This window comes from Methylobacterium sp. Gmos1 (assembly GCF_053764715.1).
Map to the genome: position 1 here is coordinate 194,460 of NZ_JBSNCC010000008.1, position 23,942 is coordinate 218,401.

24 protein-coding genes are annotated in these 23,942 nt (G+C 69.5%); 5 read left to right on the forward strand and 19 right to left on the reverse strand.

Annotated features, from left to right (window positions below):
- Positions 1-334 precede the first annotated feature (334 nt).
- The 16 genes from ACS5PV_RS17750 to ACS5PV_RS17825 all read right to left on the reverse strand — a co-directional run bounded on the left by ACS5PV_RS17750 (position 335) and on the right by ACS5PV_RS17825 (position 15,720).
- The gene (locus ACS5PV_RS17750; RefSeq protein WP_455396660.1) at positions 335-1,180 is read right to left on the reverse strand and encodes an SDR family oxidoreductase; all 846 of its coding nucleotides are present in this window, start codon (positions 1,178-1,180) and stop codon (positions 335-337) included.
- A complete protein-coding gene (locus tag ACS5PV_RS17755) occupies positions 1,167-1,910 on the reverse strand; it encodes an ABC transporter ATP-binding protein (protein ID WP_455396661.1) in 744 nt (247 codons plus the stop codon). Before ACS5PV_RS17755 ends, ACS5PV_RS17750 begins: the two co-directional genes overlap by 14 nt.
- Complete coding sequence (locus ACS5PV_RS17760; protein ID WP_455396662.1) at positions 1,907-2,623, reverse strand: ABC transporter ATP-binding protein; 717 nt, start codon at positions 2,621-2,623, stop codon at positions 1,907-1,909. Before ACS5PV_RS17760 ends, ACS5PV_RS17755 begins: the two co-directional genes overlap by 4 nt.
- Positions 2,616-3,554 carry a branched-chain amino acid ABC transporter permease gene (locus ACS5PV_RS17765; RefSeq protein WP_455396663.1) on the reverse strand — a complete coding sequence of 313 codons (939 nt, stop codon included), beginning with the start codon at positions 3,552-3,554 and terminating at the stop codon, positions 2,616-2,618. The genes ACS5PV_RS17760 and ACS5PV_RS17765 overlap by 8 nt, the downstream gene beginning before the upstream one ends.
- The gene (locus ACS5PV_RS17770; RefSeq protein WP_455396664.1) at positions 3,547-4,422 is read right to left on the reverse strand and encodes a branched-chain amino acid ABC transporter permease; all 876 of its coding nucleotides are present in this window, start codon (positions 4,420-4,422) and stop codon (positions 3,547-3,549) included. The genes ACS5PV_RS17765 and ACS5PV_RS17770 overlap by 8 nt, the downstream gene beginning before the upstream one ends.
- 5 nt (positions 4,423-4,427) lie before the next feature.
- Positions 4,428-5,744, reverse strand: coding sequence for an ABC transporter substrate-binding protein (locus ACS5PV_RS17775; protein WP_455396665.1), 1,317 nt, complete (start codon positions 5,742-5,744; stop codon positions 4,428-4,430).
- A 64-nt stretch (positions 5,745-5,808) separates the two neighbouring features.
- On the reverse strand, positions 5,809-6,972 hold the full coding sequence (locus ACS5PV_RS17780) for a CaiB/BaiF CoA transferase family protein (protein ID WP_455396666.1): 1,164 nt from the start codon (positions 6,970-6,972) through the stop codon (positions 5,809-5,811).
- Between the two features lie 67 nt (positions 6,973-7,039).
- Entirely contained in the window at positions 7,040-7,840 is an 801-nt protein-coding gene (locus ACS5PV_RS17785; protein ID WP_455396667.1) for an enoyl-CoA hydratase-related protein, read from the reverse strand.
- A gap of 421 nt (positions 7,841-8,261) precedes the next feature.
- Positions 8,262-9,023, reverse strand: a complete 762-nt coding sequence (locus ACS5PV_RS17790) for an IclR family transcriptional regulator (RefSeq protein ID WP_455396668.1) — start codon at positions 9,021-9,023, stop codon at positions 8,262-8,264.
- A gap of 1,049 nt (positions 9,024-10,072) precedes the next feature.
- A complete protein-coding gene (locus ACS5PV_RS17795; RefSeq protein ID WP_455396669.1) occupies positions 10,073-10,645 on the reverse strand; it encodes an NADPH-dependent FMN reductase in 573 nt (190 codons plus the stop codon).
- A 77-nt stretch (positions 10,646-10,722) separates the two neighbouring features.
- Entirely contained in the window at positions 10,723-11,022 is a 300-nt protein-coding gene (locus ACS5PV_RS17800) for a YciI family protein (protein WP_455396670.1), read from the reverse strand.
- A gap of 14 nt (positions 11,023-11,036) precedes the next feature.
- Positions 11,037-11,909: an NAD(P)-dependent oxidoreductase gene (locus ACS5PV_RS17805; RefSeq protein WP_455396671.1), complete on the reverse strand. Its 873-nt coding sequence runs from the start codon at positions 11,907-11,909 to the stop codon at positions 11,037-11,039.
- A 115-nt stretch (positions 11,910-12,024) separates the two neighbouring features.
- The gene (locus ACS5PV_RS17810; protein WP_455396672.1) at positions 12,025-13,308 is read right to left on the reverse strand and encodes an MFS transporter; all 1,284 of its coding nucleotides are present in this window, start codon (positions 13,306-13,308) and stop codon (positions 12,025-12,027) included.
- 92 nt (positions 13,309-13,400) lie between these two features.
- Entirely contained in the window at positions 13,401-14,264 is an 864-nt protein-coding gene (locus ACS5PV_RS17815; RefSeq protein ID WP_455396673.1) for an intradiol ring-cleavage dioxygenase, read from the reverse strand.
- A 62-nt stretch (positions 14,265-14,326) separates the two neighbouring features.
- The gene (locus tag ACS5PV_RS17820) at positions 14,327-15,412 is read right to left on the reverse strand and encodes a maleylacetate reductase (RefSeq protein ID WP_455396674.1); all 1,086 of its coding nucleotides are present in this window, start codon (positions 15,410-15,412) and stop codon (positions 14,327-14,329) included.
- Positions 15,413-15,414: 2 nt separating this feature from the next.
- Positions 15,415-15,720 (reverse strand): Dabb family protein, encoded by a 306-nt coding sequence (locus ACS5PV_RS17825; protein ID WP_455396675.1) that lies wholly within the window; start codon positions 15,718-15,720, stop codon positions 15,415-15,417.
- Positions 15,721-15,835: 115 nt separating this feature from the next.
- Here ACS5PV_RS17825 and ACS5PV_RS17830 point away from each other — a divergent pair, with 115 nt between their 5' ends.
- Both ACS5PV_RS17830 and ACS5PV_RS17835 read left to right on the forward strand, forming a co-directional pair.
- A complete protein-coding gene (locus tag ACS5PV_RS17830; RefSeq protein WP_455396676.1) occupies positions 15,836-16,780 on the forward strand; it encodes a LysR family transcriptional regulator in 945 nt (314 codons plus the stop codon).
- Between the two features lie 61 nt (positions 16,781-16,841).
- Complete coding sequence (locus ACS5PV_RS17835; RefSeq protein WP_455396677.1) at positions 16,842-17,702, forward strand: IclR family transcriptional regulator; 861 nt, start codon at positions 16,842-16,844, stop codon at positions 17,700-17,702.
- Positions 17,703-17,739: 37 nt separating this feature from the next.
- Here the strand turns inward: ACS5PV_RS17835 and ACS5PV_RS17840 are convergent, their stop codons facing one another.
- Positions 17,740-18,540, reverse strand: a complete 801-nt coding sequence (locus tag ACS5PV_RS17840) for a sugar phosphate isomerase/epimerase family protein (protein WP_455396678.1) — start codon at positions 18,538-18,540, stop codon at positions 17,740-17,742.
- A 109-nt stretch (positions 18,541-18,649) separates the two neighbouring features.
- Positions 18,650-19,276: a nuclear transport factor 2 family protein gene (locus tag ACS5PV_RS17845; protein ID WP_455396679.1), complete on the reverse strand. Its 627-nt coding sequence runs from the start codon at positions 19,274-19,276 to the stop codon at positions 18,650-18,652.
- 408 nt (positions 19,277-19,684) lie between these two features.
- On the opposite strand from ACS5PV_RS17845, the gene ACS5PV_RS17850 reads away from it, so the two are divergent.
- Positions 19,685-20,773 carry a Gfo/Idh/MocA family protein gene (locus tag ACS5PV_RS17850; protein WP_455396680.1) on the forward strand — a complete coding sequence of 363 codons (1,089 nt, stop codon included), beginning with the start codon at positions 19,685-19,687 and terminating at the stop codon, positions 20,771-20,773.
- A gap of 109 nt (positions 20,774-20,882) precedes the next feature.
- On the forward strand, positions 20,883-22,244 hold the full coding sequence (locus tag ACS5PV_RS17855; protein ID WP_455396681.1) for an MFS transporter: 1,362 nt from the start codon (positions 20,883-20,885) through the stop codon (positions 22,242-22,244).
- Positions 22,245-22,311: 67 nt separating this feature from the next.
- On the opposite strand, the gene ACS5PV_RS17860 is transcribed toward ACS5PV_RS17855, so the two are convergent.
- Positions 22,312-22,977 (reverse strand): TetR/AcrR family transcriptional regulator, encoded by a 666-nt coding sequence (locus ACS5PV_RS17860; protein WP_455396682.1) that lies wholly within the window; start codon positions 22,975-22,977, stop codon positions 22,312-22,314.
- A 76-nt stretch (positions 22,978-23,053) separates the two neighbouring features.
- Here ACS5PV_RS17860 and ACS5PV_RS17865 point away from each other — a divergent pair, with 76 nt between their 5' ends.
- A complete protein-coding gene (locus tag ACS5PV_RS17865) occupies positions 23,054-23,881 on the forward strand; it encodes an alpha/beta fold hydrolase (protein WP_455396683.1) in 828 nt (275 codons plus the stop codon).
- Positions 23,882-23,942 lie beyond the last annotated feature (61 nt).

The following is a 23,942-nucleotide window of genomic DNA, read 5'->3' on the forward strand; positions in this document are numbered from 1 at the left end:
TTCAATCCCATCCGTGAACGCATCCTGAGAACCTGTTTAAGTCAATTTGACTACCGAAATCCGACAGTGAGGATGCGATATCTCACCCGCTCACCTCAGGATGAGGTGAGCGGGTGAGATATTCCAGATCATCTCAATTATTTATGATGCAATGCCGATCAAGCAGGCTCCGAGGCGCGAACGAAGTGATCCTCGAAGAAGGGCTCCGAATCGTTTAGAGAGTTTTGGATTTATCCTTCGAGCTTGGACGATTCTTAATTGACTGGTACCTCGGAACGGGATTGCGAAGAGTGTAGAGTGGGTCGAGCAGTCGAACAGGCTCTCAGACTTCGCGTTACCGCGCCCGCAGCCCGTCCCACCACGCGTCGTCGAAGCCGAGGAGCGCGGGCGTGTCGCTCTGCGCCGCTCCCGATAGCCAGCGCTTGCCGCCATCCACCACCATGCAGTCGCCGGTGACGTAGGAGGCGAGATCGGAGACCAGGAAGGCGCAGACCTCGGCCAGCTCCCGGTGCTCGCCGACCCGCGCCAGGGGAATGGTCCGCTCTGGCGTCGGTTTCTCGAGGCCCGGCGGCTGCAGCCCGGCCGCCGCGCCGGGCGTCGGGAAGGCGCCGGGGGCGACCGCGTTCAGCCGGATGCCGTGCCGGCCCCACTCGACCGCGAGGCTGCGCGTCATGGCAAGGACGCCCGCCTTGGCCATGGCCGACGGCGCCGCAAAGGCCGTGCCGCCGAGAGCGGAGAGGGTCAGGATCGACAGGACCGTGCCGGGCCGGCCGGCGTCGATCCAGCGGCGCCCGCAGCCGAGGGTGCAATAGGCGCTGCCGTGCAGGACGATGCCCAGCACCGCGTCGAGCGCGCGGGTGGACAGGCGGTGGCTCTGGGCGAGGAAGTTGGCCGCCGCGTTGTTGACGAGGATGTCGAGCGGGCGCTCCTGCCAGATCGCGTCGAGCATCGCCTCGACCCGGGCCGGGTCGCGCAGGTCGCAAGGAATCGCGTCGACCTGCCGGTCCGGATGGGCGGCCCGCAGGGCCGCCGCCGTCTCGTCGAGCACCTCCTTGCGCCGTCCGCAGATGACGAGGTCGGCGCCGAGCGCGAGGTAGCGCGTCCCGATCGCGCGGCCGAGCCCGGTGCCGCCACCGGTCACGAGGGCGCGCTTGCCGGCGAGGAGATCAGGTGCGAACATAGTGGTCTTGCTCCCGGTCGTCCCGTCCCAGCCCGAAATAGGCGCGGCGCAGGCCGTCGTCGGCCTGGATCTCGGCCGGCGTGCCGCCAAAGCGAATGCGGCCGCCCTCCAGGGTGAAGACCCGGTCGCCGAGTTCGAGGAACTTGACGTTCTGCTCCGCGATCAGCAGCGACAGGCCGCCGGCACGGCACGCCGCGAGGGAGCGGATCACGGTCGCGACGAAGAGCGGCGACAGGCCGGCCGAAGGCTCGTCCATGACCAGCAGCTTCGGGTCGCCCGCGAGCGCCTTAGCGATGCCGAGCATCTTGCGCTGGCCGCCCGAGAGGCCGCCGGCGGCCTGGCGCCGCTTCTCCTTCAGCACCGGAAACAGGTCGTAGAGCTCGGCCGCCCGGGTCCGCGCCCGGGTGCGCGGCGTGAACAGCGCGCCGAGGTCGATGTTCTCCTCTACCGTCAGGTCGGGGAAGACGCCGAGCTCGGACATGAAGGCGAGGCCGCGCTGCACCCGCGCCCGCGTCGGCAGCCGCCCGATCGGCTCGCCCCGGAACAGGATCTCGCCGCCGCGAAGCGGCAGCAGGCCGAGGAGGCATTTCATGAGCGTGGTCTTGCCGGCGCCGTTCGAGCCGAGCAGCACGACGGTCTCGCTCTCGCCGACGTCGATGTCGACGCCCCAGAGCACCTGCATGGTGCCGTAGCCGGTCTCGAGGCCGCGCGTCGCGAGAAGCCCGGTCATGCGGCGGCGGGCTCCGGCGCGCCGAGGAACACCTCGACGACTCGCGGATCGCGCACCGCGTCGCGCAGGCGCCCGCCGAAGATCTCCCGCCCGGCATTCATCACGACCACCCGGTCGGTGATGCTGTCGATGAAGCTCATCAGGTGCTCGACCACCACGAGGCCGATGCCCTCGGCGGCGAGCGCTCGCAGGCGCCCGGCGACCCGGTCGAGCTCGACCGGGTTCAACCCGCAGGCGAGCTCGTCGACGAGGAGCAGGGCAGGGCGGGTCACCAGGGCGCGGGCGAGGTCGAGCAGCTTCTGGCTCACGCTGTTGAGGTCGCTCACCCTCCGCCGCGCGTGAGCGTCGAGCTCGACGCTCGCCAGGACCGCGTCGATGTCGACGCCGTCGCGGGCGGCAACCTCCAGGTTCTCGCGCACGCTGAGTGAGGCGAAGGGCTTGGGCACCTGGAACGTCCGGTTCACGCCGGCCAGGCTGCGCTGATGCGGCGCGAGCCCGACGAGCGAGACCCCGGCGAGGCGGATCGTGCCGGCCTCGGCCGGCAGCAGGCCGCTGATCACGTTGATCAGCGTCGTCTTGCCCGACCCGTTCGGGCCGATCAGCCCGACGATCTCGCCGCGCCGGACCGTGAGGTCGACGCCGTCGAGCGCGGTGAAGCCGCCGAACCGCTTGACGATGCCCGAGGCCTCGAGGAGGGGAGAGGCGTCAGTCATCGCGGCGCCGCCACGGCATCCGGATGCCCGCGAGGCCATCGGGAAAGAACATCACCAGCGCCATGATCAATAGTCCGTAGATGAGCTGGAAGTATTGCGGCGCCGAGACGCCGATCGCCGTGTAGGTGCCGTACAGGACGGCGACCCCAATCACCGGGCCGAGCAGGGTGCCGGCGCCGCCGAACAGCGTGAACACGATCGAGAAGATGCTGAACGAGATGTCGAACACCGCGTCGGGAAAGAAGGTCGGCGCGCTCCAGGCGTAGACGGCGCCGATCAGCCCGGCGGCGGCGGCGCTGACGAGCCAGACGGTCAGGCGCCCGCGCACCACGTCGATCCCCGCGGTCGCGGCCGAGACCGGGTTGTCGCGCGCCGCCCGCAGACGCAGGCCGAAGCGCGAGTGGCGCAGGAAGGCGACCACCCCGAGCGTGAGGGCGAGGATCGCCAGGGCAAGCCCGTAGGTCAGGCGCGGCGCGTAGGGCACGTCGAGGCGCACGCCGTAGGGCCCGCCCGTCAGCGCCTCGAGGTCGGGATTGGCGATGGAGTGCCGCAGCGCCTCGGCGGCCGCCAGGCTGGCGAGGCCGAAATAGGCGCCCTGGAGCCGCAGGAGCGGAGCCAGGAGGAGGCCCGCCAGCCCGGCGGCTAGGCCACCGGCCAGGGCCGCCACCAGCGGCGGCGCCGCGGCATGCATGGTCGCGAGGGCGAAACCGTACGCCCCCGCCCCGAAGAACCCGACATAGCCGAAGGGCAGGTAGCCCGAGAAGCCGTAGGTGAGGTTCAGCCCCTGGGCCAGGATCAGGAACACCACCACGTTGAGCAGGAGCAGCTGGTTGTCGTAGGCGAGCGGCAGGACCGCGAGCAGCGCCAGGAGCGGCACGATCGCGAGGCTGACCTCCCGCACGAAGCCTCTGTGGATCGGACGCTCACGCATGGCGCACGCGCTTTCCGAGGAGGCCGGTCGGCCGCACCAGCAGGACCAGGATCAGGATGAGGTTCGGCAGGAGATCGGCGAAGCTGCTGAGATAGGTCCGCATCAGCATCAGGCAGACGCCGTAGATGGCGCCGCCCAGGATCGTGCCGATCGGGTTGCCGAGGGAGCCGATCACCACGATCGCGAACGAGACGAGGTCGATCGGCACTCCAATCGACGGCGTGAAGCTCCCGAGCATGAAGGGCGCGAACACCCCCGCCACCGCGGCGAGCCCGGTGCCGAGCCCGAAGGCGACGGCCGAGACGCGGTTGACGTCGACGCCGATCGTTACCGCCTCCTCGCGCTGGGCCATGATCGCCCGGGTCTGGCGCCCGAGGCGGGTGTGGTAGAGGTAGAGGTAGGTTGCGCAGAACAGGCCGACCGAGACCGCCGCCGCGCACAGCCAGGGGAACGGGATCGTCTGGCCGAGCACTGGCACGGGCCCCCCGCCGAGGATGCGGCTCGGGATCGACCGCTCGTTGTTGCCGAACAGTAGGCTCATCACCGCCTCGATCACCTGCGACAGGCCGAAGAACAGGATGAGCGACAGCATCTCCGGCTCGCGGGAGCGCTGCAGGCGCGGCACCAGCGCGTAGTAGACCGGGATGCCGACCGCGAAGAACAGCACGAAGCTGCTGATCACGGTCAGGACCGGCGAGACCGCCGCGACTCGCATCAGCCAGAACGCCGTGAAGGCGCCAAGCATCAGGACGTCGCCATGCGCGAGGTTGACGATGCGCATCACGCCGAAGACGAGGTTCATCCCGAGGCCGACGAGCCCGAAATAGAGCCCGAAGATCAGCCCGGTCAGAAGAGCGTAGGTCAGCATCTGCACTACGGCGCCGGATAGACGGGCTTGGCGGTGGCGAGATCCGCCGGCCAGACGATGTTGAGGCCCAGCGCGTCCTTCCCCGCGCCCTTCGCGCCGGCGGCGGGCGGCATGATCTGGCCGAGCGGAGCGATCTCGCCGCTCTGCGACCCGTCCGGGGCGAGGACGAAGGGACCGCACAGGGTCTCGAGGTTGCCCGAGAGCGTGAACACGGCGCGGCGCAGTTCGAGCTGATCAAGGCTCTCGGCCGCCGCGAGCGCCTTCTCGATCACCAGTCCGGCCTGGTAGCCGGCGATGGCGTTGTAGCCGAACTCGACACCCTTGACGCTCTTCTCCTTGAGCCAGTGCTCGTAGGCCTCCTCGAACTCGTGCCGCTTGAGGCCGTAATTGACCTTGAACTCGTACGATCCGGGACCGGCGAGCGCGAAGCTGTAGTGCAGCTGGTCGGCAAGGCCGTTGCTCCTGATCAGGTTCTGCTCGGTCAGGCCGTAGCCAGTGAACAGGAACTTGAACTTCGTCTCGTTGTCGCTGAGCGCGCGTAGGAACGACAGCTCGTTCGCCGGGTAGCCGAATTCTAGCACGGCGTCGGGTTTGGCCGCCGCCATGTTGTTGACGAGGACGGTGTAGTCGCTCGTGGCCTGCGGCACGCCGCGGTCGAAGACGAGCTTGAGCTCCGGCGTCTCCTTCACCGCCTTGCGCACGGCGGTCGCCTGGAAGGCGGTGTAGTCCGCCGTCACGTAGAGCAGGGCGACCGACTTGATGCCGAGCTTTGGCATTTCCTTGACGAAGTCAGCGACGGACTTCGGGTACCGGTCAGTCGCCGCGAGCGCCAACAGCACGATGTAGGGGTTGTCGGGGCTGAAGAAGTTCGGGCTCGATCCGGTGATGTCCCACAGAAGCATCTTGTGGGCGCGGGCGACCGGGACCGAGGCAGCGGTCATGACCGAGGTCGAATCGGCCAGCAGGATGTCGACCTTGTCCTGGGTGATAAGCTGGTTGGTGAGGTTGCCGGCGAGCGCTGGGGAACTCTGGTCGTCGTACGAGACCAGCCGGATCGGGACGCGCTTGTTAAAGCCCTTGACGAAGACGCCGCCTTGCTTGTTGAGCCCGTCGGCCCACCATTCGAGCGCGACGTGAAGCGGCATCGAGGTGCTCGCCATGGCGCCGGAGCCGGCATAGAGCGTGCCGATCCGGATCTCCGCCGGCGCGTCGGCCGCGCGGACCGCCGCGGCCTGGAGCGCGACCGCGGCGAGGCCGAGCGCGCCCGCCGCCAGCCTCCGCCACGCGCCCCTCCGCCCGCTCTCTCGCCTGGTCCACGCCATCGATTCCTCCTCGGCGGACGTTCGTCCTACTGTGTTCGGCCCGCGTAGCCCGGCGGGCTCGTGATCACCAGCCTTGCGCGCTCGCGCCCGCGTCGGTGTGGCCGGCTCCTAATCCGAACTCGGTGTTGTGCTCCCCGAGATGCGGGGCGCGGCGATGCACCGGCGGGCGGACCCGGTCGAAGCTGACGGGCAGCCCGACCGTGCTCAAGCCGACGCCTGGCAGGTGGCGCAGGAGGTCGAGCGCCGCGAGGTGCGGGTCGTCCCGGACCTGGTGCAGGTCGTTGATCGGCGCGCAGGGGATTCCCGCCCGCTCCAGCCGCTCGACCCAGGCCGCGGTGGTGTCGTCGAGGAGGATCCGGGCGATCTGCGGCACGATCGCGGCCTTGTTGGCGACACGCAGCGCGTTCGTCCGGAAGCGCTCGTCCGCGCCCCATTCGGGATGGTCGAGCGCGGCGGCGAGTTTCCCGAACAGCCGGTCGTTCGCCGCCGCAATCACGACTTCGCCGTCGGCTGTGACGAAGGACTGGAACACGACGACGCGCGGGTTGCCGCTGCCGTGGCGGGCAGGGTGCTCGCCAGTCGCGAGGAAGCCGGCGAAGTGGACGCTGAGCCAGCCGAGCGCCGTCTCGTAGAGGGAGGTATCGACGATGCAGCCTCGCCCGGTCCGGCCGCGCTCGATTAGCGCCGCCAGCGTGCCGAGGGCGGCCCACAGCCCGGTGCCGAGATCGAGGACCTGCATGCCGACCCGGGTCGGCGGTCCCCCCTCCTGGCCGTTGACGCTGAACATGCCGGCGGCGGCCTGGATCATCGGCTCGTAGCCGCCCCGGAGCCGCATCGGCCCGGTATGCCCGAAGGCCCAGAGCGAGCAGTAGATCAGCCGCGGATTCTCAGCCCGCAGCGCGTCGGCGCCGAGCCCGAGCTCCTCCAGGCTGCCCGGGCGCATGTTCTGGACCAGCACGTCGCAGTCGGCGAGATGCCGTTTCAGCCAGGCGATGCCGCCCGGATCCTTCAGGTCCAGGGTGACGGCGCGCTTGTTGCGGTTCACCGTGTGGAACGTGGTCGCCATCCCGTCGACGAAGGGCGGGCCCCAGCCGCGGGCATCATCGCCGCCCTGCGGACGCTCGATCTTCAGGACGTCGGCCCCAAGCATGGCGAGGATCTCGCCGGCATAGGGACCGGCGATGTTCTGGGCGATCTCGACCACCTTGATCCCGGCGAGGGGCAGCATGCTGGCGGTTCCCGGAGAGTTCAGGGATGGGGTTCGGCAACAGGTCCACAGATCCTTGCGCGCCGCCCTAGCGGCCGGTGAAGGCGGGCGGCCGCTTCTCGACGAAGTGGGCGACGCCCTCACGAAAATCCTCGGTGTCGCGGCAGCGGCGGATCTCGTCCTCGGAGGCGCGCACCGCCTCGCCGAGGCGCTGCGTCCAGGCTTCCTGCAATTGCCGCTTGATGATCCCGACCGAGCGCGGCGAGGTAAGATTCGCGAGGTCGGACGCGTAACGCTGGATAGCGCCGCGAAATCCATCAGCCGGCAGCTGGCGGGCGAGCCCGATCCGGTCGGCTTCCGCGGCTTCGATCACGCGGCCGGACATCAGCAGATCGGCGGCGTTCATCGGGCCGACGAGGCGTGGCAGCAGCCAGGCGCTGCCGTGCTCGGCCGCGAGCCCGCGCCGCGCGAAGGCCGTGATGAGCTTGGCGCCGGAGGCGACGAACCGCAGGTCGCAGTAGAGCGCGAGGCATAGGCCGACGCCTGCCGCCGCGCCGTTGATCGCTGCGACGATCGGCTTTGGAATGCCGAGGAGGTAGCTGTAGCGCTGCTCGAGGTCGGACAGGCCGCGATTCTCAGGCGTCGCCGCCGCAGCCCTCCCGAGAGAGGAGGCTTTCAGGGCATCCATGTCGGCGCCGGCGCAGAAGGCTCGCCCCTCGCCGGTCAGCACGATCGCCCGCACCTCTGCGTCGGCGGCGGCCGCCTCGAGCGCCGTGCGGAATTCGGTCTCCATGGTCGGCGTCCAGGCGTTCATCCGGTCGGGCCGGTTGAGCGCGATCGTCGCGACCCGCTCGGACCGGCTGACGAGGATCTGCGTGTACTGGCTCAAGCACCCCTCCGCTGCGACCTGCCCCGTGAGCCGTTGTCAGGAGATGTTGTACGGGCTGTGCCCCGGGGCTGCGAGCGAGGTGCGGCATTTTCATGGATGGAAAAAATGCACCGTTGCGCCGTTGGAGCGTAGATATTAGCTCGGATGTTCGCTTAGGATGCCGTCAAGATCGTGGTACAAGCATTCCACTCACGACTCCTCCCTGGGGTGCTGGCGATCCAAGATCGCGCCGCCGTGAGCCTCAAAGGAGAGCTCCCGATCGACCTGAACCTTCTTGAAAACTCTGCTTGAGAGGCTGGTCGATCACTGAGCGACTGACATCTCAGGATGAGGGCGTGGGTGGGGCTGACGGGACTGAGTGGTATCGCTCGGTCAGGCAGCCTCCGAGAAGGCGCCCTTGCACGCCCATCCCGCGACAGACTCAATGGACCGCCGCGCTCGCCTCGCTCCCCGCCGGGAAGGCGGCGCGGAGCTCCGAGACGATCAAGTCCTGCTTCTCCTCCAGCCGCTCGACCGGTGCGTGGACACTCATCGCGAGGCGGCGGCCGTCAGGGGCGTCCGGTATCAGGATGCCGATCATGCCGCCCCCGACGACGACCGTGTGGCGCGAGAACACGTAGCCGTCCGCCCGGACCTTGTTGATCCGCTCCATCAAGTCGGGCAGTCGCACCCGCTCGGAGCGGTCGAGGGTGTCGTAGTTGATCCGCCGGACGAAATGCTCGATGCGGTCGTTCGAGTGGGCGCTGAGCAGCAGCCAGCCGAGGCCGCTGCGGGTCAGCGGGCGCACCGTGAAGGGCTTCTGCCGGTAGGGCGCGGGCCGGTCGGAGCAAAGGCTGTGGACGTACTGGGCATAGAGGTCGCTCTGCGTGCCGAGGCAGACCGTCTCGCCGGTGACCGCGTGGATGCGCTGCATCGCCGGCAGGACGTTGTTGCCCGCGAACCGCGCCGGTTCGATCCAGTCGACCAGATTCGGCATGCGCAACGTCGGCATGTAGACGTGCGTGTCGCGGTCATAGTCGAGGTAGCCGAGCGTGACCATGCTCTTGAGGATGCTCGACGCGCTCGAGGCCGGGTAGCCGAGCCGATCCATGATGTCCTTGAGCGCCAGCCCGTGCCGGGCCTCGGCGAAGCACTCGAAGATCTCGAACACACGTCGGGCGGATTTCACAGTCTGATCGTGCACAGCCCATCCTCCCTGACCCGGTCCGTGGCGAAAGCTGCATCGGACCGTTTTCTTATCAGCCTATTCCAAATCACCGGATCGGCAAGCTGTCGCCGATGCGGCCGGGCTTCACGTCCGCACCAGCGGGCGCCCGACCTGCACGAGCGGCTTGCCGGCGCCCAGTCTTAGGATCTCGGTCACCAGGTTGCAGTCACTCCATCGCGCCCGAATCCTCGTTGACGCGCTGACGGAATACTTCGTCGCTGCCGCTATCGGTCTGTCGAGCGAGAGGCGGGCCTATCGAGAGTCCGACGAGGGTCGGTTGCGTTGGTTCGTGTCAGTGCAGCTGGCTTCTTACGCCGCCTTTACCTGAATTGCCGGGCGTATTGTTTGAATTCGACTTCGAGTGGCCGCTCCAGAATGTGGATTGGTTGTTCCGGCAGCACCAGTCGAACTTCCGGAAGTGGCGCAGTCTGGACCTGGTCACGGCGCATCAGGCGTCGTCTTGAACACCCTGCTGGGAGACCATGCCGTGCGAGGCGGCGCATCCGGCAAAGGCCTGCGATGGGTTCGATCGCCTTTCGCGAAAAACGCCTTGGTGATCAGGAGCCGACGCGCGTCTTCGCCAACTCCCCGTGAGCGCGATTGCCGAACGGCTCAAGACCGCGTGTTCCGGAGACATGCCGAACACGACGGGCCGGCTTGAAAGGCTGCGAAGGATCCGGGGATCGGGGTGGTCGTGTCGGGCGACCGCCTCGACCGGCCAGGATACCGTTCCGGGCACGTGTCTGTCACGGAACCCGGTCTGGGTGGCCTGTCGCGTTGGCAGGGAGCCGCTCGGGCATCACGACGGTGGCACGCGAGGGAACGAGGCTCAACGCCGAAGTGCACATCCTGATGCCGGGCATTTCGCACTGCGCACAATGACAGGCGAGGTCGCCTCGCTCGGCTTGGGCTTCCTCGGTCGCGTTACCACATCGGCATTTTCGTCATCTGTGCCGCGAGAGGGCCACGGCTGTTTGCGCCTCCTTCAGCGAGGCCCGTTCGTGAATGTCTCGTGATGATCGATGCTACGCCACGGGCTGGCGCAGCTGCTTGAGCGCCTGCGCCCAGCGGTGGAGCTCGCCCAGCATGGTCCTTGCGGAAGTCTGGTGGATCTCGAGCGGTGAAAACTGCTCGGCTTTCACGTGCTGGGTGACCATCTGGATCGTGACCGCCTCGACGATGGGCGCCATCTTGAGCGTCGTCAGGGTTTGCTTGGCAAGCTGTACGGCGCGCAATCCGCCCGAGATCCCGCCATAGCTGACGAAGGCGGCAGGCTTGTAGTTCCACTCCTTGTAGACGTAGTTCAGTGCATTCAGAAGCGCTGGCGGTGGTCCGAAATTGTATTCCGGCATGACGAAGACGAAGGCATCCGCCGTGTCGACGCTCGCGCTCCAGCGCCTCGTATGTTCGTGCTCGTATTGCTGTAGAACGGGGTGCTTCGGTTCGTCGTAGATCGGCAGGTTGAACTCGGCCAGGTCGACGAGCCTTGCATCGAACTTGCCCTCCTGCCGCGCGATGTCGTCGAACCATCGTGCGACGGGCTGGCCGACCCGGCCCGGGCGCGTGCTGCAGACGACCGTGTGGAGAACCAGTGACATCGTTGCGTATCCTCGGTGAAAATCAGGCCCTTCGGACGGCGCTAATCCCGTCTCCGAACGGGCACGGGGCCGCCCCTCTAGCTGCGCGGCAAGGCAACCTGGCGCATCCGGAACGCCGTGATCTCCACCCGGGCCCAGATCCCCGCCGCCCGGAACGGGTCGGCGGCGTGGAAGGCGTCCACCGCGGCCCGGTCGGGCGCCTCGACGATGAAGAGGCTGCCGATCATCGTCTCGCCGTCCTCGGCGAGGAGGGGGCCCGACACCAGGATCTGCACCGGGAGCGGACCGCCGAGATAGGTCTTATGCGCCTCGTAATGGACGAGCCGCCGCTCGAGCGCGCCGGCGTGATCGAGGGCGTGGATGGCGTAGTGGGGCATAGGAAATCTCCCGGTCACGCAGGCTCGCCGAGGCCGGCGCGGCGTTCGGTGGCGAGCAGGGCGGCGAAAAAGTCGAGGTCGCGCACGTCGGTGCCGGTCTGCTCGGCGTAGAGGTCGCGCACCAGGGCCGCCACCGGCATCGCGACGCCGGTCGCCTCGCCCGCCGCCACTGCGAGGCTCATGTCCTTGAGCATCTGGGCGATCGAGAAGGCAGGCGTGAAGTCGCGCCGCCGCAGAGGATCGAGCTTGTAGGTGATCAGCGGTGAGGCTGCGACGGAGGATCCGAGCACCGCCAGGATTGTCTCCCAGGCGACCCCGCCCTTGCGGGCGAGCGTCAGCGCCTCGGCGGCGACCTGCGCGGTCGAGCCGACGAAATGGTTGATCGCGAGCTTGAGGAAGCGCGCCTCCTCCCCCTGGCCGACGGCATGAAGGGTGCTGGCGAAAGTCGAGAGCAGCGGGCGGGCCCGCTCCAGGGCCGCCTCCGGTCCGGAGCAGAACAGGGTGAGGGCGGCGGCCTCGGCGGTCGCGGTCGAGCCCGAGACCGGGGCAGCGAGATAGAGCACCCCCCGGGCCTCGGCGGCCTCGCGCACCACCGCGCTCGTCTCCGGCGAGACCGTACTGGTCTCGACCAGCACGCCGTCCCGCGCCATCCGGGACAGGAGGCCCTCGGTTCCGAGGGCGACGACGCGCAGGCTTGCGTCGTCGGGCAGGCTCGTGATCACGACGCCGCAGGCCGCGATCCGGTCGAGGCCGGCGGCCTCAGCCCCCGGCACGGCGGCGAGCCGGCCGGGATCGCGGTCGAGGGCGAGGACGGGATGTCCCGCTGCCACGAGGTGGCGCGCCATGGGCGCGCCGAGTTTGCCGAGGCCGATCCAGCCGGTCTGCATGTGGTCTCTCCCAAGCAGATTTCGCAAAAGTGGTGGCGGGTTTTGCGAGACGAATCTGCGACCGAGCAAAAAAACAAGCAGGCTTGCGTTGGCCATTCAACGCAAGCCTGCTTGGTCACGCCGTCAGGGCCTTGCCCTTGGTTTCGGGCAGGAGGAACGCCGCGACCGCCATGGTGGCGTAGGCCGCGGCCGCGAACAGCCCGATCGCCTGGCCGAGCGGCATCGTGGTCGACATCACGCCGACCAGCGTCGGAAACACCGCCCCGATCGCCCGGCCGAAATTGTAGGCGAAGCCCTGCCCGACGCCGCGCACCCGGGTCGGGAACTGTTCGGTGAAGAACGCCCCCATGGCGCTGAAGACGCCGGACGCGAAGAAGCCCAGGGGGAAGCCGAGCACCAGCATGGCGGCGTCGCCGAAGGGCACCATCGTGTAGGTCGTCACCACCACGCCGGCCCCGATCGCGAAGACCAGGAAGGTGGCGCGCCGTCCGATCCGGTCGGCGAGGTAGGCACCCGCGAGGTAGCCGAAGAACGAGCCGACGATCAGCACCGCGAGGTAGCCGCCGGAATTCATCACCGACAGACCGCGCTCGGTGCGCAGGAAGGTCGGCAGCCAGGTCGTCACCGCGAAGTAGCCGCCCTGCGCTCCCGTGCTCATCAGCGCGCCGAGGAAGGTGATGCGCAGGAGCGGTGGCTGGAAGATCTCGAAGAAGGACGGCGTGTCGCCGGTCTCGGCGATCCTCGCCTGCGACTCGCGGTAGACCTCCGGCTCCTCGATGTAGCGGCGCAGGAAGAACACCAGAATCGCCGGCGCGATGCCGACGAAGAACAGGGCGCGCCACGCCGTCTCGGGCGGCAGGAGCGAGAAGAACAGGGTGTAGAGCAGGGCCGCCGCGCCCCAGCCGAGCGCCCAGCCCGACTGCATGGTGCCGAGCGCCTTGCCGCGATGCTCGGGCCGGATGGTCTCGCCGAGCAAAACCGCGCCCGCCGCCCACTCGCCGCCGAAGCCGAGGCCCATCAGGGCGCGGGCGACGAAGAGCTGCTCGAAGCTCTGCGCGAGGCCCGACAGGAAGGTAAAGCCGGCAAACCACAGGATCGCGATCTGCAGCGTGCGCACCCGTCCCCAGCGGTCGGCGAGGAAGCCCGCGAGCCAGCCGCCGATCGCGGAGGTGAGGAGCGCCGCGGTGCCGAGCGCCCCGGCCTCGGCTCGGGTCACGCCCCAGGTGGCGATCAGCGTCGGGATCACGAAGCTGTAGAGCTGGACGTCCATCGCGTCGAGCGCCCAGCCGCCGACGCAGGCGCCGAGCGTCCGCTTCTCCTTCGGCCCGAGTTCCGAGATCCAGCCTCCCCGGCCCTCGGCCGGGACGGCGCTCACAGCGCCGGTCGTTGCCTCGCTCATGGTGGTGTCCTCCCTGGTGAAATCGATGCGACGGCCCCGTTCCTCGGGGTCTTCGTCCGGGCGTCGGCCCCTGTCGGTCGACGGTTGCCGGATCAGGCGGCCTTCAGGCCGAAATCGTAGGAGAGGTGGCGGAAGGGACGCTCCATCGCCCGCCCGTCCGGGGCAAGGCCGGCCGGGTGCTCGGCGAATTCTGCGATCAGCGAGGTCTTCACCCCGAACACCGCGTCCGAGTCGAGCCACGGGCTGTCGGCGGAAAAGACGTGGGTGATGAGCGTCTCGTGGCCGGGCGCCGCGATCATGAAGTGCACGTGGGCCGGCCGGTTCGGGTGGCGGTGGGTGGCGTTCAGCATCTCGCCGACCGGCCCGTCGGCGGGGATCGGGTACCAGGCCGGCATGACGGTCCAGAAGTGGAAGCGGCCTTGCCCGTCGGTGCGGAACCGCGCCCGACCAGCGAGCCCGCCGAGCGCGTCGAGCTGCTGCACGTCGTAGGCGCCGTCGTCGTCGGCGTGCCAGACGTCGACGGTGGCGCCGGCGAGCGGCCGTCCGTCCGCGGAGGAGACCGAGCCGGTGACGAGGAGCGGCGTGCCCTCGAGCGGGCCGGCGATGTCGGCGCCGTTCGGCCGCTCGGGCGCCTCCTCGACGTAGAAGGGGCCGAGCACCGTGGTCTCGGTCGCGCCCTGCGGCATGCGATGGTTGATGGCGTCGACGAGCATCGAGACGCCGAGCGTGTCGGAGAGCAGGATGAATTCCTGCCGGTGCGCGTCGCAGGTCTGCCCGGTGCGGGTCAGGAAGGCGATGCCGGCCTGCCACTCCTCGAAGGTCAGGTCGGTGTCGCGCACGAAGTCGTGCAGGTGGCGCACGAGGCTCGACAGGACCGCCTTCAGGCGCGGATCCGGCGTCTCGGCGAAGCGATCGATCACGGCCTGCGTGATGGTGTGCTCGTTGAAGTCGCGCATCGACGCTTCTCCCATTCTTGGGCGTTGCCTCTCGGGCGCTGTCCCGCGCTCGACCATGATCTTTACGCCGCCGTGTCCGGACGGCGCCCGTGGAACGCGTCGTCGAGCAGCCGGCGGATCGCACCCCGCTCCAGCGCCCGCGGGTTCCAGTAGGGGTTCGCCACCGCCGCCTTGGCCGCCCGGTCGAGCCCCGCCTCCGGCATGCCGATCGCTTCCAGGGTCGTCGGCGCACCAAGCGAGGCGGCGAGGTCGTAGAGGCCTTGCGGCCCGTCCGCCGCCCCGAGCGCGCGGGCGACGCGAGCCATGGCCTCCGGCGCGGCCGGGGCGTTGTAGGCGGCGGCGTGGGGCAGCACGACCGTGTGGGTCTCGGCATGCGGGAGATCGAACGAGCCGCCGAGCACGTGGCAGAGCTTATGGTGCAAGGCCATGCCGACGGTGCCGAGGCAGGCCCCGGCGAGCCACGCGCCGTAGAGCGCGTCCGCCCGCGCCGCCCGGTCCTGCGGCGCGGCCGCGATCACCGGCAGGGCTCGGGAGAGGGCCCGGATCGCCTCCTCGGCCATCAGCGAGACGATCGGGTTGCGATCCTGGGCGTAGAGCGCTTCGACCGCGTGCGCGATGGCATTCAGGCCCGAGGTCGCCGTGAGGCGCACGGGCAGGCCGAGCGTCAGGTCGACGTCGTAGACCACCACCTCCGGCAGGATTTCTTTCGATTTCTGCGTCGTCTTGGCCCGCTGGCTCGGCTCGGCCCCGTCGCGGGTCTCGCCGAGGATCGGCGTCATCTCCGAGCCCGCATAGGTCGTCGGCACCACGATCTGGTCGAGGTCGGTGCGCAGCGCGATCGCCTTGCCGAGCCCCGTCGTCGAGCCGCCCCCGACCGCGACCACGCAATCGGCATCGAGGGCCCGCACCCGCGCCACCGCAGCCTCGGTCACGGCGACGGGCGTGTGCATCACCGCCTCCGCGATCACCCCGACCGCGCGATGTCCCAGCAGGCCGGCGAGCGCCTCGGCCTGTCCCCGCTGCTGCGGCGTCGAGAGCACGACCGCGCGGGAGCGCCCGAGGGCCTCCATCTCCCGCGGCACCTCCGCGAGGGTGCCATGCCCGAACACCACGCGAGTCGGCAGGCCGGGAAAGCGGAACGTCTCCATCGTCAGGCCCCCACCACGTAGTCGACCTGATACCGGCTGATCCGCAAGCCCTCGAGCTCCGCCCGCACCCGGCCGTGCTCCGGGTGATCGCGATACGCGTCGAGCGCCGCGGGGCTGTCGAACTCGGTGTAGAGGACGACGTCGCAGGCATAGTCGATCCGGCTCTGGTCGAGGCCGATTTCCAGGTGACGGAGCCCGGGGATCCGGCCGCGCAGGCCCTCGAAGGCGGCGCGCACCCGTTCGGCATTGCCCGCCTTCTCGGCCGGCGACGCACCGGCCATCCGCCACATCACGATGTGCTTGATCATCCGGCGTCATCCCGATCCGCAGCCAGCCTCGGCCGCCCGTGGCCAATTTTTAAGTTTTCCGCTGCCGGGGCATAAGATGGCCTGCGCGTGAATCAGTTTTGCAGGATCGGAGAAAATGGACCGTCTCGGCCAGCTCGACCTCTTCGTGGCGGTCGCCGAGACCGGCAGCATCAGCGGCGCCGCGCAGGCCCGCGGCCTGTCGATCGCTGCGGCGAGCCGCACGCTCGCGGCCCTGGAGGAGCGCCTGGGCGTGCTGCTGGTGCGGCGCAGCACCCGCACCCTCTCGCTCACCGACGAGGGCGGCAAGCTCCTGGTGCGCGCCCGCAGCATCCTGGCGGACGTGGCCGACAGCGAGGCCGAACTGACTGGCGCGGCGCTCGCTCCGAGCGGCCTGCTCCGGGTCAGCGCCTCCTTGTCCTTCGCGCTCCTGCACATCGCGCCGCGGCTGCCGGCCTACCATGCCCTCTACCCGAACGTTCGCGTCCACGTGGAAGTCTCGAACCGCTACGTCGACCTGGTCGATGCCGGGATCGACGTCGCGATCCGCACCCGCGAGTTTGAGCCCGACCGCGCGATCACCATCCGACGCCTAGCCGAGACCCGCCGAATCCTCACCGCCGCCCCGTCGTACCTCGCGCGCGCGGGCGTGCCGCTCCACCCCCGCGACCTCGCGCAGCACGCCCTGCTGCTCTACGTCTATGCCAACAACCCGAACGAACTCGGCTTCACCCGCGGGGCCGAGACGGTGCGGGTGCCGGCCCACGGCCTGCTCGAATCGAATGACGGCCAGATCCTGCGCGCCGCGGCCCTGAACGGCCACGGCATCCTGGTGCAACCGACCTATATCGTCCACGACGACATCATGGCCGGGCGCCTCGTGCCGGTCCTCGACGACTGGGACCTGCCGCGGCTTCGCATCAACTTCGCCTACCCGACCCGCAAGCACCTCTCGGCCAAGGTCCGGTCCTTCATCGCCTTCGTGGCCGCCGATTTCGAGGCCAACGCCTTCACCCACCGCTGGACCGGGGCGATGCAGCGGCCCGCCGCCGGAGCTCCGTAGTGGATAGGATGGTCGGAGCGTCGCGGCCTGCGCGAGACGGTCGTCGGGTCAGGCGTTGCGGGTGCATCAGTTGGATGTGGGCGGACGCAGCGGCACGCCGTTGCTCGTGCCTCCGGGATTCAGATATATGAACAGGATGAGCCGCGACGCCGATCACACACCTGCGACCGTCAAATCTGCAGACCGCGTTCTGACCTTGTTCGAGCTGCTCGGCGCCGGCAGCCGCGAGATGTCGCATACGGACATCGCGGCCGCGCTCGACATCCCGAAGAGCAGCCTGACGCAGCTCTTGAAGAACCTCGTCGGGCGCGGCTGGCTCGACTACTCGCCGACCACGAAGGGCTACTCTCTCGGGGACGCCTTCACCAGGTTGGCGCGCCGCGCCGGACGGGCGCGGGATCTCGTCGAGTGCGCCGGGCCGGTCCTCGCGGAATTGACGGCCCGCACCTCGGAATCGAGCGCGATGAACGTGCTCAAGGACGACACGGCCGAGGTGGTGGCGACGGTGCTCGGCCCGCAGCGGCTGGTGTCGCACATGCGGCTCGGCGACGTGGCTCCGCTCTACGCCACCTCCGGCGGAAAGGTCATCCTCGCCTACCTGTCGCCGGAACTGCAGGAGCAGTACCTGAGCCGGGTGGCATTCGTCCGGGCGACCCCCACCACCATCCACTCCGCGCAGGCGCTCCGCGAGCAGCTGCACGAGATCAGGCGGCAGGGCGTCGCCTTCTCGTTCGACGAGTGGACGCCCGGGATCACCGGCGCCGCGCGCCCGATCCTGTCCCGGTCCGGCGAGGTGATCGCCTCGATCAACGTCGCGGTCCCGTCCGTCCGCTTCGACGACAAGCTGCGCAAGAAGATCGCCGCCGCTTTGCTCTGGGCCGTCGAGTCGGTGCAGGGTGAGTTACGGCAGGACGCGGCCTGACGGCGCGGTGACGGGTCTCGTCGAGGCTGCGTGTCTTTCAGCGGCTGAGATGGGCCAGCAGGCTCCGGCTGGCCGCGAAGGCCGCCCTCGCGCGCGCGGCGGGAGAAAGGCCGGCCGCGGCAGCCGATGGCGCCTCGACGGCGATGACGGCGTCCGGCGGCACGGCCTGGAGGAGGGCCATCAGCGGCAGCCCACCTTCACCTGGGAGCAGCCGGCCGCCCCGCGCCTCGTCCCGCAGCGCCGCGGGCGCCGGGATCGCGGCCGGGGCGTCGCAGAGATGGACGAGGCTGAACAGACCGGGATCGTAGCGGGCGAGATCGGACGGGCTGCCCCCCGACCGGCTCAAATGCAGTGCGTCGACGAGGATGCCTGCATCGGCCGGCTTTACCCGGGTCAGCAGCGCGTGGGCGTCGCCGAGCGTCCGGACCTGCGTGTAGGGCAGGAATTCCAGCATGACGCGCAGGCCGCACCGGGCGGCCGCCTCGCAGAGTTGCCCGAGATGGTCGATCAGGCGCGACGCGTCGGAGTCGTTGCCCGAGACGATGACTGAACCCGCGCCGAGCGCCGCAGCGACTTCCAGACTTGGCACCAGGTCCGCGATTCGGGTCTCGGGTGTGATCCAGATCGCCTCGACGTCCCGGAGCGCGACGGCGCGCGCCCGCAGCCGCTCCCGGATCGCGCGCTGCAGGGCCGCGTTGCCGACGACTGGAACGATGGGCGCCGCTCCGGGCGGTGCGACGAGCCGCAGGCCGACCCCGTCGAACCCGGCATTGGCCGCGGCATCGATCAGGGCGAGCGGATCGGCATCGATCACGGTGAAATGCGCGAGCGACAGCAAGGGCATCGGATCCTTCCTCCGAGAATATCGGACGATCGGCCTGGGGTTGGCATCGTGCGTGCGGGTGCCCGGATCCCCCGCCTCGAAGGCCACCTCGGCTGCGGGAGCGTCAGAGCGCCAGCGGCTCGCCCCGCAGCCAAGCCTCACCATGGCGGTAGAGCGCCGCGACCTCCGGTCCGGACAACCCCGGCATGCTCCGCTTGACCGTATAGCCGATGCGCGTCTGCAGGTAGGCGAGGTGGCGGTAGCCTTCCGGAAAGCTCGCGAGCAGCGCGTGATCGAGAACCGGCACGGCACCTGGCGTCACCGGGTCCATGCGATCCTTCTCGTAGATCGGCTGACGCAGGACGATCCCCCAGCGCCCCTGCCGCTTGCGCAGGAAATCGTAGAAGCGGCCGGTACAGACGACGTCGACCAGCACGCCCTCGACCTGGGCGCGTTGCGAGATCGTCATCTTCGTCTGTGAGATCGCGCGTTCCCCTACGAGATTGATCGAGATCCCGCCGAGAAAATGCAGGATATTGACGCCCTTGGCGAAGCCCGCCTGGCTCATGGCAATGAATTCGTCGGCGGTGCCCTGCGTCCAGGTCGCCATCATGCGGCCCTCCGGGTCCCACACCGTGCGGAACCGCTCCCAGTCGCCCGCATCCCGCCAGACGACCCAGTCCTGCAAGAGGTCGCGGATCCGACTGCGGTCCGTCGCCTCGCTCCCGGGCCCGTGCTCGACGTCGCTCATCCGCTCGTCTCCAAGTTCTTATATAAGAACTATTTCTGTGTATGATCACCACCGACGCTCCTGTCAATGCTCCGGAGCCCGGCAAACGACCGTTCCACCGAGCGGCGAGCCTCCCTTCTGATTCGAGGACGTCGGGCAGGGTGACGAGGCGGGCGCGCCAAACGTGGACCCCATCGTTCCCGCCCCTCCAGGACCGCTTTACGGCAGGTTTCCGAGCCCATCTTGACGGGTAGTTCTACCTATGAAACAGTTCATAAATAGAAACTTGCGTTATGGTCGGGTTGCCGCGCCTCAGCGAGGCGGCAGACGGCTCCGAGACACGCCGACAGGGCTTGCGCCGCGCCACCCGGCCCTTGCCTCGGTCCACGCCCGGCCGCTGTAGCGCCGTCATCGAGAGGGAAACGTCACGTGAGGACGCCACGCACGCTTCACATCGGCATCGTCGGACTCGGCGCGATCGGCCGAACCCATGCCAGGGTCCTGCGCACCGCGGATCCGACCATCGTCCTGTCGGCCGTCGACCCGGGCGAAGGGGCCGCGGCGACGGCCAAGAGCCTCGGCATCACGCATTACAGCGACCTCGACGGTATGCTCGACGCTGGGCGGCCGGATGCCGTGGTGGTGGCCGCCCCGACCGACGACCATCTGGCGATCGCGTCGGCATGCATCGCGCGGGCTGTTCCAGTCCTGGTCGAGAAGCCCATCGCCGCGAATGTCGCCGATGCCACGCTCCTGACGCGCCGCGCCGCCGAGGCGGGTGTGCCGCTCCTGGTCGGCCATCACCGCCGCTACAATCCCGTCGTGCAGGATGCGGCCCGTCAGGTGGCCCGCGGCGAGATCGGGCGCGTCACGGCCGTGACGGTGATGTACGCGTCGCGCAAGCCCGACACGTATTTCGACATCCCGTGGCACCGCGAGCCGCAGGGCGGTGGTCCGATCCTGATCAACCTGATCCACGAGATCGACCAGTTGCGCTTCATCCTGGGCGAGATCGTCAGCGTCCAGGCCATCGCCTCGTCGGGTGTCCGCCACCTGCCGGTCGAGGATACCGCGGTTGTGCTGCTGCGCTTCGCCTCGGGGGCGCTCGGAACGATCTCGCTCTCCGACTGCGTGGCGTCACCCTGGTCCTACGACCTCGTGTCGGGCGAGTTCGACCTGATCGCGGATCGTCCCGGACTGATCGGCCGCGGGAGCGACGACACGCACTTCATCATGGGAACCGAGGGCTCGCTGACCCTCCCGCGGCTGCGGCGCTTCCGCTTCGGCGGTGAGCCCGGGTGGCATCATCCCCTGGAGGTGCACGAGGCGGGCCGGGTCGGCGCCAACGTCTACGCCCTTCAGGCCGCGCATTTCCTCGACGTCGTGATGGGCGCTGCCACGCCCCGCGTCACGGGTGAGGACGCGACCCGCTCCCTCGCCGTGACGCTGGCGATCAAGGAGGCGGCCGCGACGGGCCGCGAGATCCCGGTGCCCGACGGCCTCTTCCCTTCGGCCTGACCCGCGTCACGCCGATGGCGACGGCACAACGGCGCTTCGGTCGGCGTGCTCACGCATGCGGTGGTCCGGTCCCGCCGGTTCTCAGAATAGATTGGGAGGAGAGTCTGTCATGGCGGCATCAGCTCGCATCGACATCCAGGATTTCGTCGACCAGCGCCGTGTCGGGCGATTGCAGTGGCGGGTCTTCGCCCTGTGCCTCGGCGTGCTCGTTCTCGACGGGCTCGACGTCGCGGCCGTCGGCTTCATCGCGCCCGCGCTCACTCACGCGTGGGGCATCTCGCGCGAGGCCCTGGGACCGGCTCTCGTCGCCGGGCTGCTCGGCATGGCCCTGGGCGCGATTGCCGGCGGCCCCGCGGCCGACCGCTTCGGGCGGCGACGCGTCATCATCGCCGCCATGCTGGTCTTCGGCGCGATGAGCCTGGTCTCGGCCCTGAGCACCGGTGTCTGGGAACTCGCCCTGTTCCGCTTCCTGACGGGGCTGGGCCTCGGAGCGGCGCAACCGAATGCCGCGACGCTCGTGGCGGAATACGCCCCGCAGCGGCGGCGCTCCCTGTTCGTGTCGCTCCTCTACAGCGGCCTCACGCTCGGTGCCGCCGGCGGCGGGTTCCTCAGTGCCGCGCTCGTCGGCCATTACGGCTGGCAGTCCGTGTTCGTGGTCGGCGGGATCCTCCCGGTCCTGCTCGGGATTGCCTGCTTCGGGCTCCTGCCGGAATCGATCCGGTTCCTGGTGCTGCGCCCCGAGCACCGTGCGGCCCTGGTGGCCGTCGTCAACCGCATCACGCCTGGCGCCGCGGACGAGCGGACGGTCTTCGTCGTCTCCGAGCCGGCCGGCAGGCGGCGGAACGCGGTCGCCCTTATCGTCGCGCAGCCCAACCGGCTGCCGACGCTGGCGCTGTGGGTCGGCTTGTTCATGAACCTGCTGACGGTCTACTGGCTCAACAGCTGGCTGCCGATCATGGTCCGGGATTCCGGGTTCAGCCTGTCGGAGGCGGCCGTGATCGGCGCCATGATGCAGGTCGGCGGGACCCTCGGGAATCTCACGATCGGGTGGGGGATGGACCGTTTCGGGGACCATGCGGCGCTCGTTGGGATGCTGTGCGGCGCCGGGCTCTTCGCCCTTCTGGTCGGCGCGGCGCCGGCCGACGGCCACGTTCTGACGACCCTGCTGTTCGGTCTGGGATTCTGCATCAACTCGGCGAATACGGGCTGGACCGCGCTCGCGGCGGCGTTCTACCCGACCGAGATGCGGGCCACCGGGATGAGCGTGATGACCGGCATCGGCCGCTTCGGAGCGATCTTCGGTGCCACGGTCGGGAGCCTCATCCTCGCCGGCGGCTGGAGCTTCGGCCAGATCTTCCTGGTGCTGACCGTGCCGATCGCCCTCGCGGCCGTGGCGGCGGCCACCAAGGCGCGCACGACCGGTCATGCCCCGGCCGCCACGGGCACGGTCGCCATCGGCTCGACCCGCTGATCCCCGCAGACGGGAGGGGACCGACGACGCCGGTCTCCCCCGGGGATGGCGTCGGGCCGGCCAGCCTTCAGTCCTGCGCGGAGGGGCGGCTGCTGCGCGCGCCCTTCCGCCCGCGCGGGCCGGAACCGGCCACACCGTCCCGTGAAGGACGCGCTCCGATCCCGGCCATGACTTGCGCGACAATGCCCTCGAGCGCGGCGCGGTCGGCGCCGTCGCGGGCCTGCACCGCGAAGCCCTGCAGCACCGTGGCGAGATAGCTCGCCATCGCGCCGGCCTCCGGCTGGTCGATCCAGCGGGCGAGGCTCCGGGCGATGGCGTCCCTCATCGCGCGCCGCCGAGCTAGGAGATCGCGCGCCAGGTCGCCGTGCTCGGCCGCGCACTGAATCAGGCCGGACGAGACCATGCAGCCGCGCTCGCCGTCCGGATCGCTGACCGCCCGCACGGCCGCCCGCAGGAGCCCGCCGACCGCCTCCTCTAGGGTCCTCGCCCCGTCGAGTCCGTCGAGGGCGCCCGGGCGCAACGCGTAGCGGTCGACCGCCTCGCGGAAGAGCCCGGCCTTGCTGCCGAAGGCGGCGTAGAGGCTCGGAGGCGCGATCCCGATCGCGGTGGTCAGATCCGCGACCGAGACGCCCTCGTAACCGTGTCGCCAGAACAGGCGCATCGCCGTCTCGACGGCGCCGTCCCGGTCGAAGCTGCGCGGGCCCCTTCGCCCGTCGCGAACCTTTCTCTCCATAGCGATCACTAAAGACCCCTTGACCAGACCACACAAGCGGATATCGTTTAGCGATCACTACAAACAAGAGGCGACGATGGTCCCTTCACCCAGCGGCGGGCGCTTCGCCGTCCGCACCGTCGACGGGCTCGAAATCGTGGCGGAGCGTCACGGCAATCCGTCCGGTCCGGAGATCGTCCTGGTTCACGGGCTCGGCCAGAGCTGTCTCAGCTGGTCGCGGCAGACCGAAGGGCTCCTGGCGGAGACCTGTCACCTCGTGGCCTACGATCTGCGCGGGCACGGGAACTCGTCGAAGCCGGCCAGCCTCGCCGCCTACGAGGATGCCGCGCTCTGGGCTGCCGATCTCCACGCCGTGATCGAGGCCGCCGGCTTTCGCCGCCCGATCGTGGTCGGCTGGTCCCTCGGCGCGCTCATCGCCGGTCACTACCTGCAGCGCTACGGCAACGACCGCGTCGCGGCGGTCAACGTCGTCGGGGCGGTCACGAAGCTGGCGCCCGAGCTTCTCGGCGTCGCGGCCCTCGCGCATCGCGATCCGCTCGCCTCGCCCGACCTGGCGACGCGCTGCGACGCCGTTGCCAGCTTCCTGTCGGCCTGCTTCGCCGTGCCGCCGCCCGAAGCCGAGTTCCGCCGCATGCTGGCCTTCAACGCCATGGTGCCGCGCGAGATGCACCAGGCGGTGGGACGCATCGGCGACGAGGGATTGGACGAGGCCTGGGCCGCGGTGCCGCGCCTGTTGGCGACCTGGGGCGACGAGGACCGGCACGTGCGTCGCGAGATGTCGACCCGCCTGCTCGCCCTCAACCCGGCCGCGCGCCTCTCCGTCTACGAGGGCGTCGCTCACGCTCCCTTCTACGAGCGGTCGGAACGTTTCAACCGCGAGCTCGCCGCCTTCGCCGCCGGCTGAGCGCCGGCGGCCGAACGGCACCTCCGCGACCAGTGGCAGTGCCGTAGCTCGCGCCGTCCCG

Bases quoted from the DNA above. Each gene is read 5' to 3' on its own strand.
- ACS5PV_RS17750 (WP_455396660.1), bottom strand. From the start codon at position 1,180: ATGTTCGCACCTGATCTCCTCGCCGGCAAGCGCGCCCTCGTGACCGGT.
- ACS5PV_RS17755 (WP_455396661.1), bottom strand. From the start codon at position 1,910: ATGACCGGGCTTCTCGCGACGCGCGGCCTCGAGACCGGCTACGGCACC.
- ACS5PV_RS17760 (WP_455396662.1), bottom strand. From the start codon at position 2,623: ATGACTGACGCCTCTCCCCTCCTCGAGGCCTCGGGCATCGTCAAGCGG.
- ACS5PV_RS17765 (WP_455396663.1), bottom strand. From the start codon at position 3,554: ATGCGTGAGCGTCCGATCCACAGAGGCTTCGTGCGGGAGGTCAGCCTC.
- ACS5PV_RS17770 (WP_455396664.1), bottom strand. From the start codon at position 4,422: ATGCTGACCTACGCTCTTCTGACCGGGCTGATCTTCGGGCTCTATTTC.
- ACS5PV_RS17775 (WP_455396665.1), bottom strand. From the start codon at position 5,744: ATGGCGTGGACCAGGCGAGAGAGCGGGCGGAGGGGCGCGTGGCGGAGG.
- ACS5PV_RS17780 (WP_455396666.1), bottom strand. From the start codon at position 6,972: ATGCTGCCCCTCGCCGGGATCAAGGTGGTCGAGATCGCCCAGAACATC.
- ACS5PV_RS17795 (WP_455396669.1), bottom strand. From the start codon at position 10,645: ATGTCACTGGTTCTCCACACGGTCGTCTGCAGCACGCGCCCGGGCCGG.
- ACS5PV_RS17800 (WP_455396670.1), bottom strand. From the start codon at position 11,022: ATGCCCCACTACGCCATCCACGCCCTCGATCACGCCGGCGCGCTCGAG.
- ACS5PV_RS17805 (WP_455396671.1), bottom strand. From the start codon at position 11,909: ATGCAGACCGGCTGGATCGGCCTCGGCAAACTCGGCGCGCCCATGGCG.
- ACS5PV_RS17810 (WP_455396672.1), bottom strand. From the start codon at position 13,308: ATGAGCGAGGCAACGACCGGCGCTGTGAGCGCCGTCCCGGCCGAGGGC.
- ACS5PV_RS17815 (WP_455396673.1), bottom strand. From the start codon at position 14,264: ATGCGCGACTTCAACGAGCACACCATCACGCAGGCCGTGATCGATCGC.
- ACS5PV_RS17820 (WP_455396674.1), bottom strand. From the start codon at position 15,412: ATGGAGACGTTCCGCTTTCCCGGCCTGCCGACTCGCGTGGTGTTCGGG.
- ACS5PV_RS17825 (WP_455396675.1), bottom strand. From the start codon at position 15,720: ATGATCAAGCACATCGTGATGTGGCGGATGGCCGGTGCGTCGCCGGCC.
- ACS5PV_RS17830 (WP_455396676.1), top strand. From the start codon at position 15,836: ATGGACCGTCTCGGCCAGCTCGACCTCTTCGTGGCGGTCGCCGAGACC.
- ACS5PV_RS17845 (WP_455396679.1), bottom strand. From the start codon at position 19,276: ATGAGCGACGTCGAGCACGGGCCCGGGAGCGAGGCGACGGACCGCAGT.
- ACS5PV_RS17855 (WP_455396681.1), top strand. From the start codon at position 20,883: ATGGCGGCATCAGCTCGCATCGACATCCAGGATTTCGTCGACCAGCGC.
- ACS5PV_RS17860 (WP_455396682.1), bottom strand. From the start codon at position 22,977: ATGGAGAGAAAGGTTCGCGACGGGCGAAGGGGCCCGCGCAGCTTCGAC.
- ACS5PV_RS17865 (WP_455396683.1), top strand. From the start codon at position 23,054: ATGGTCCCTTCACCCAGCGGCGGGCGCTTCGCCGTCCGCACCGTCGAC.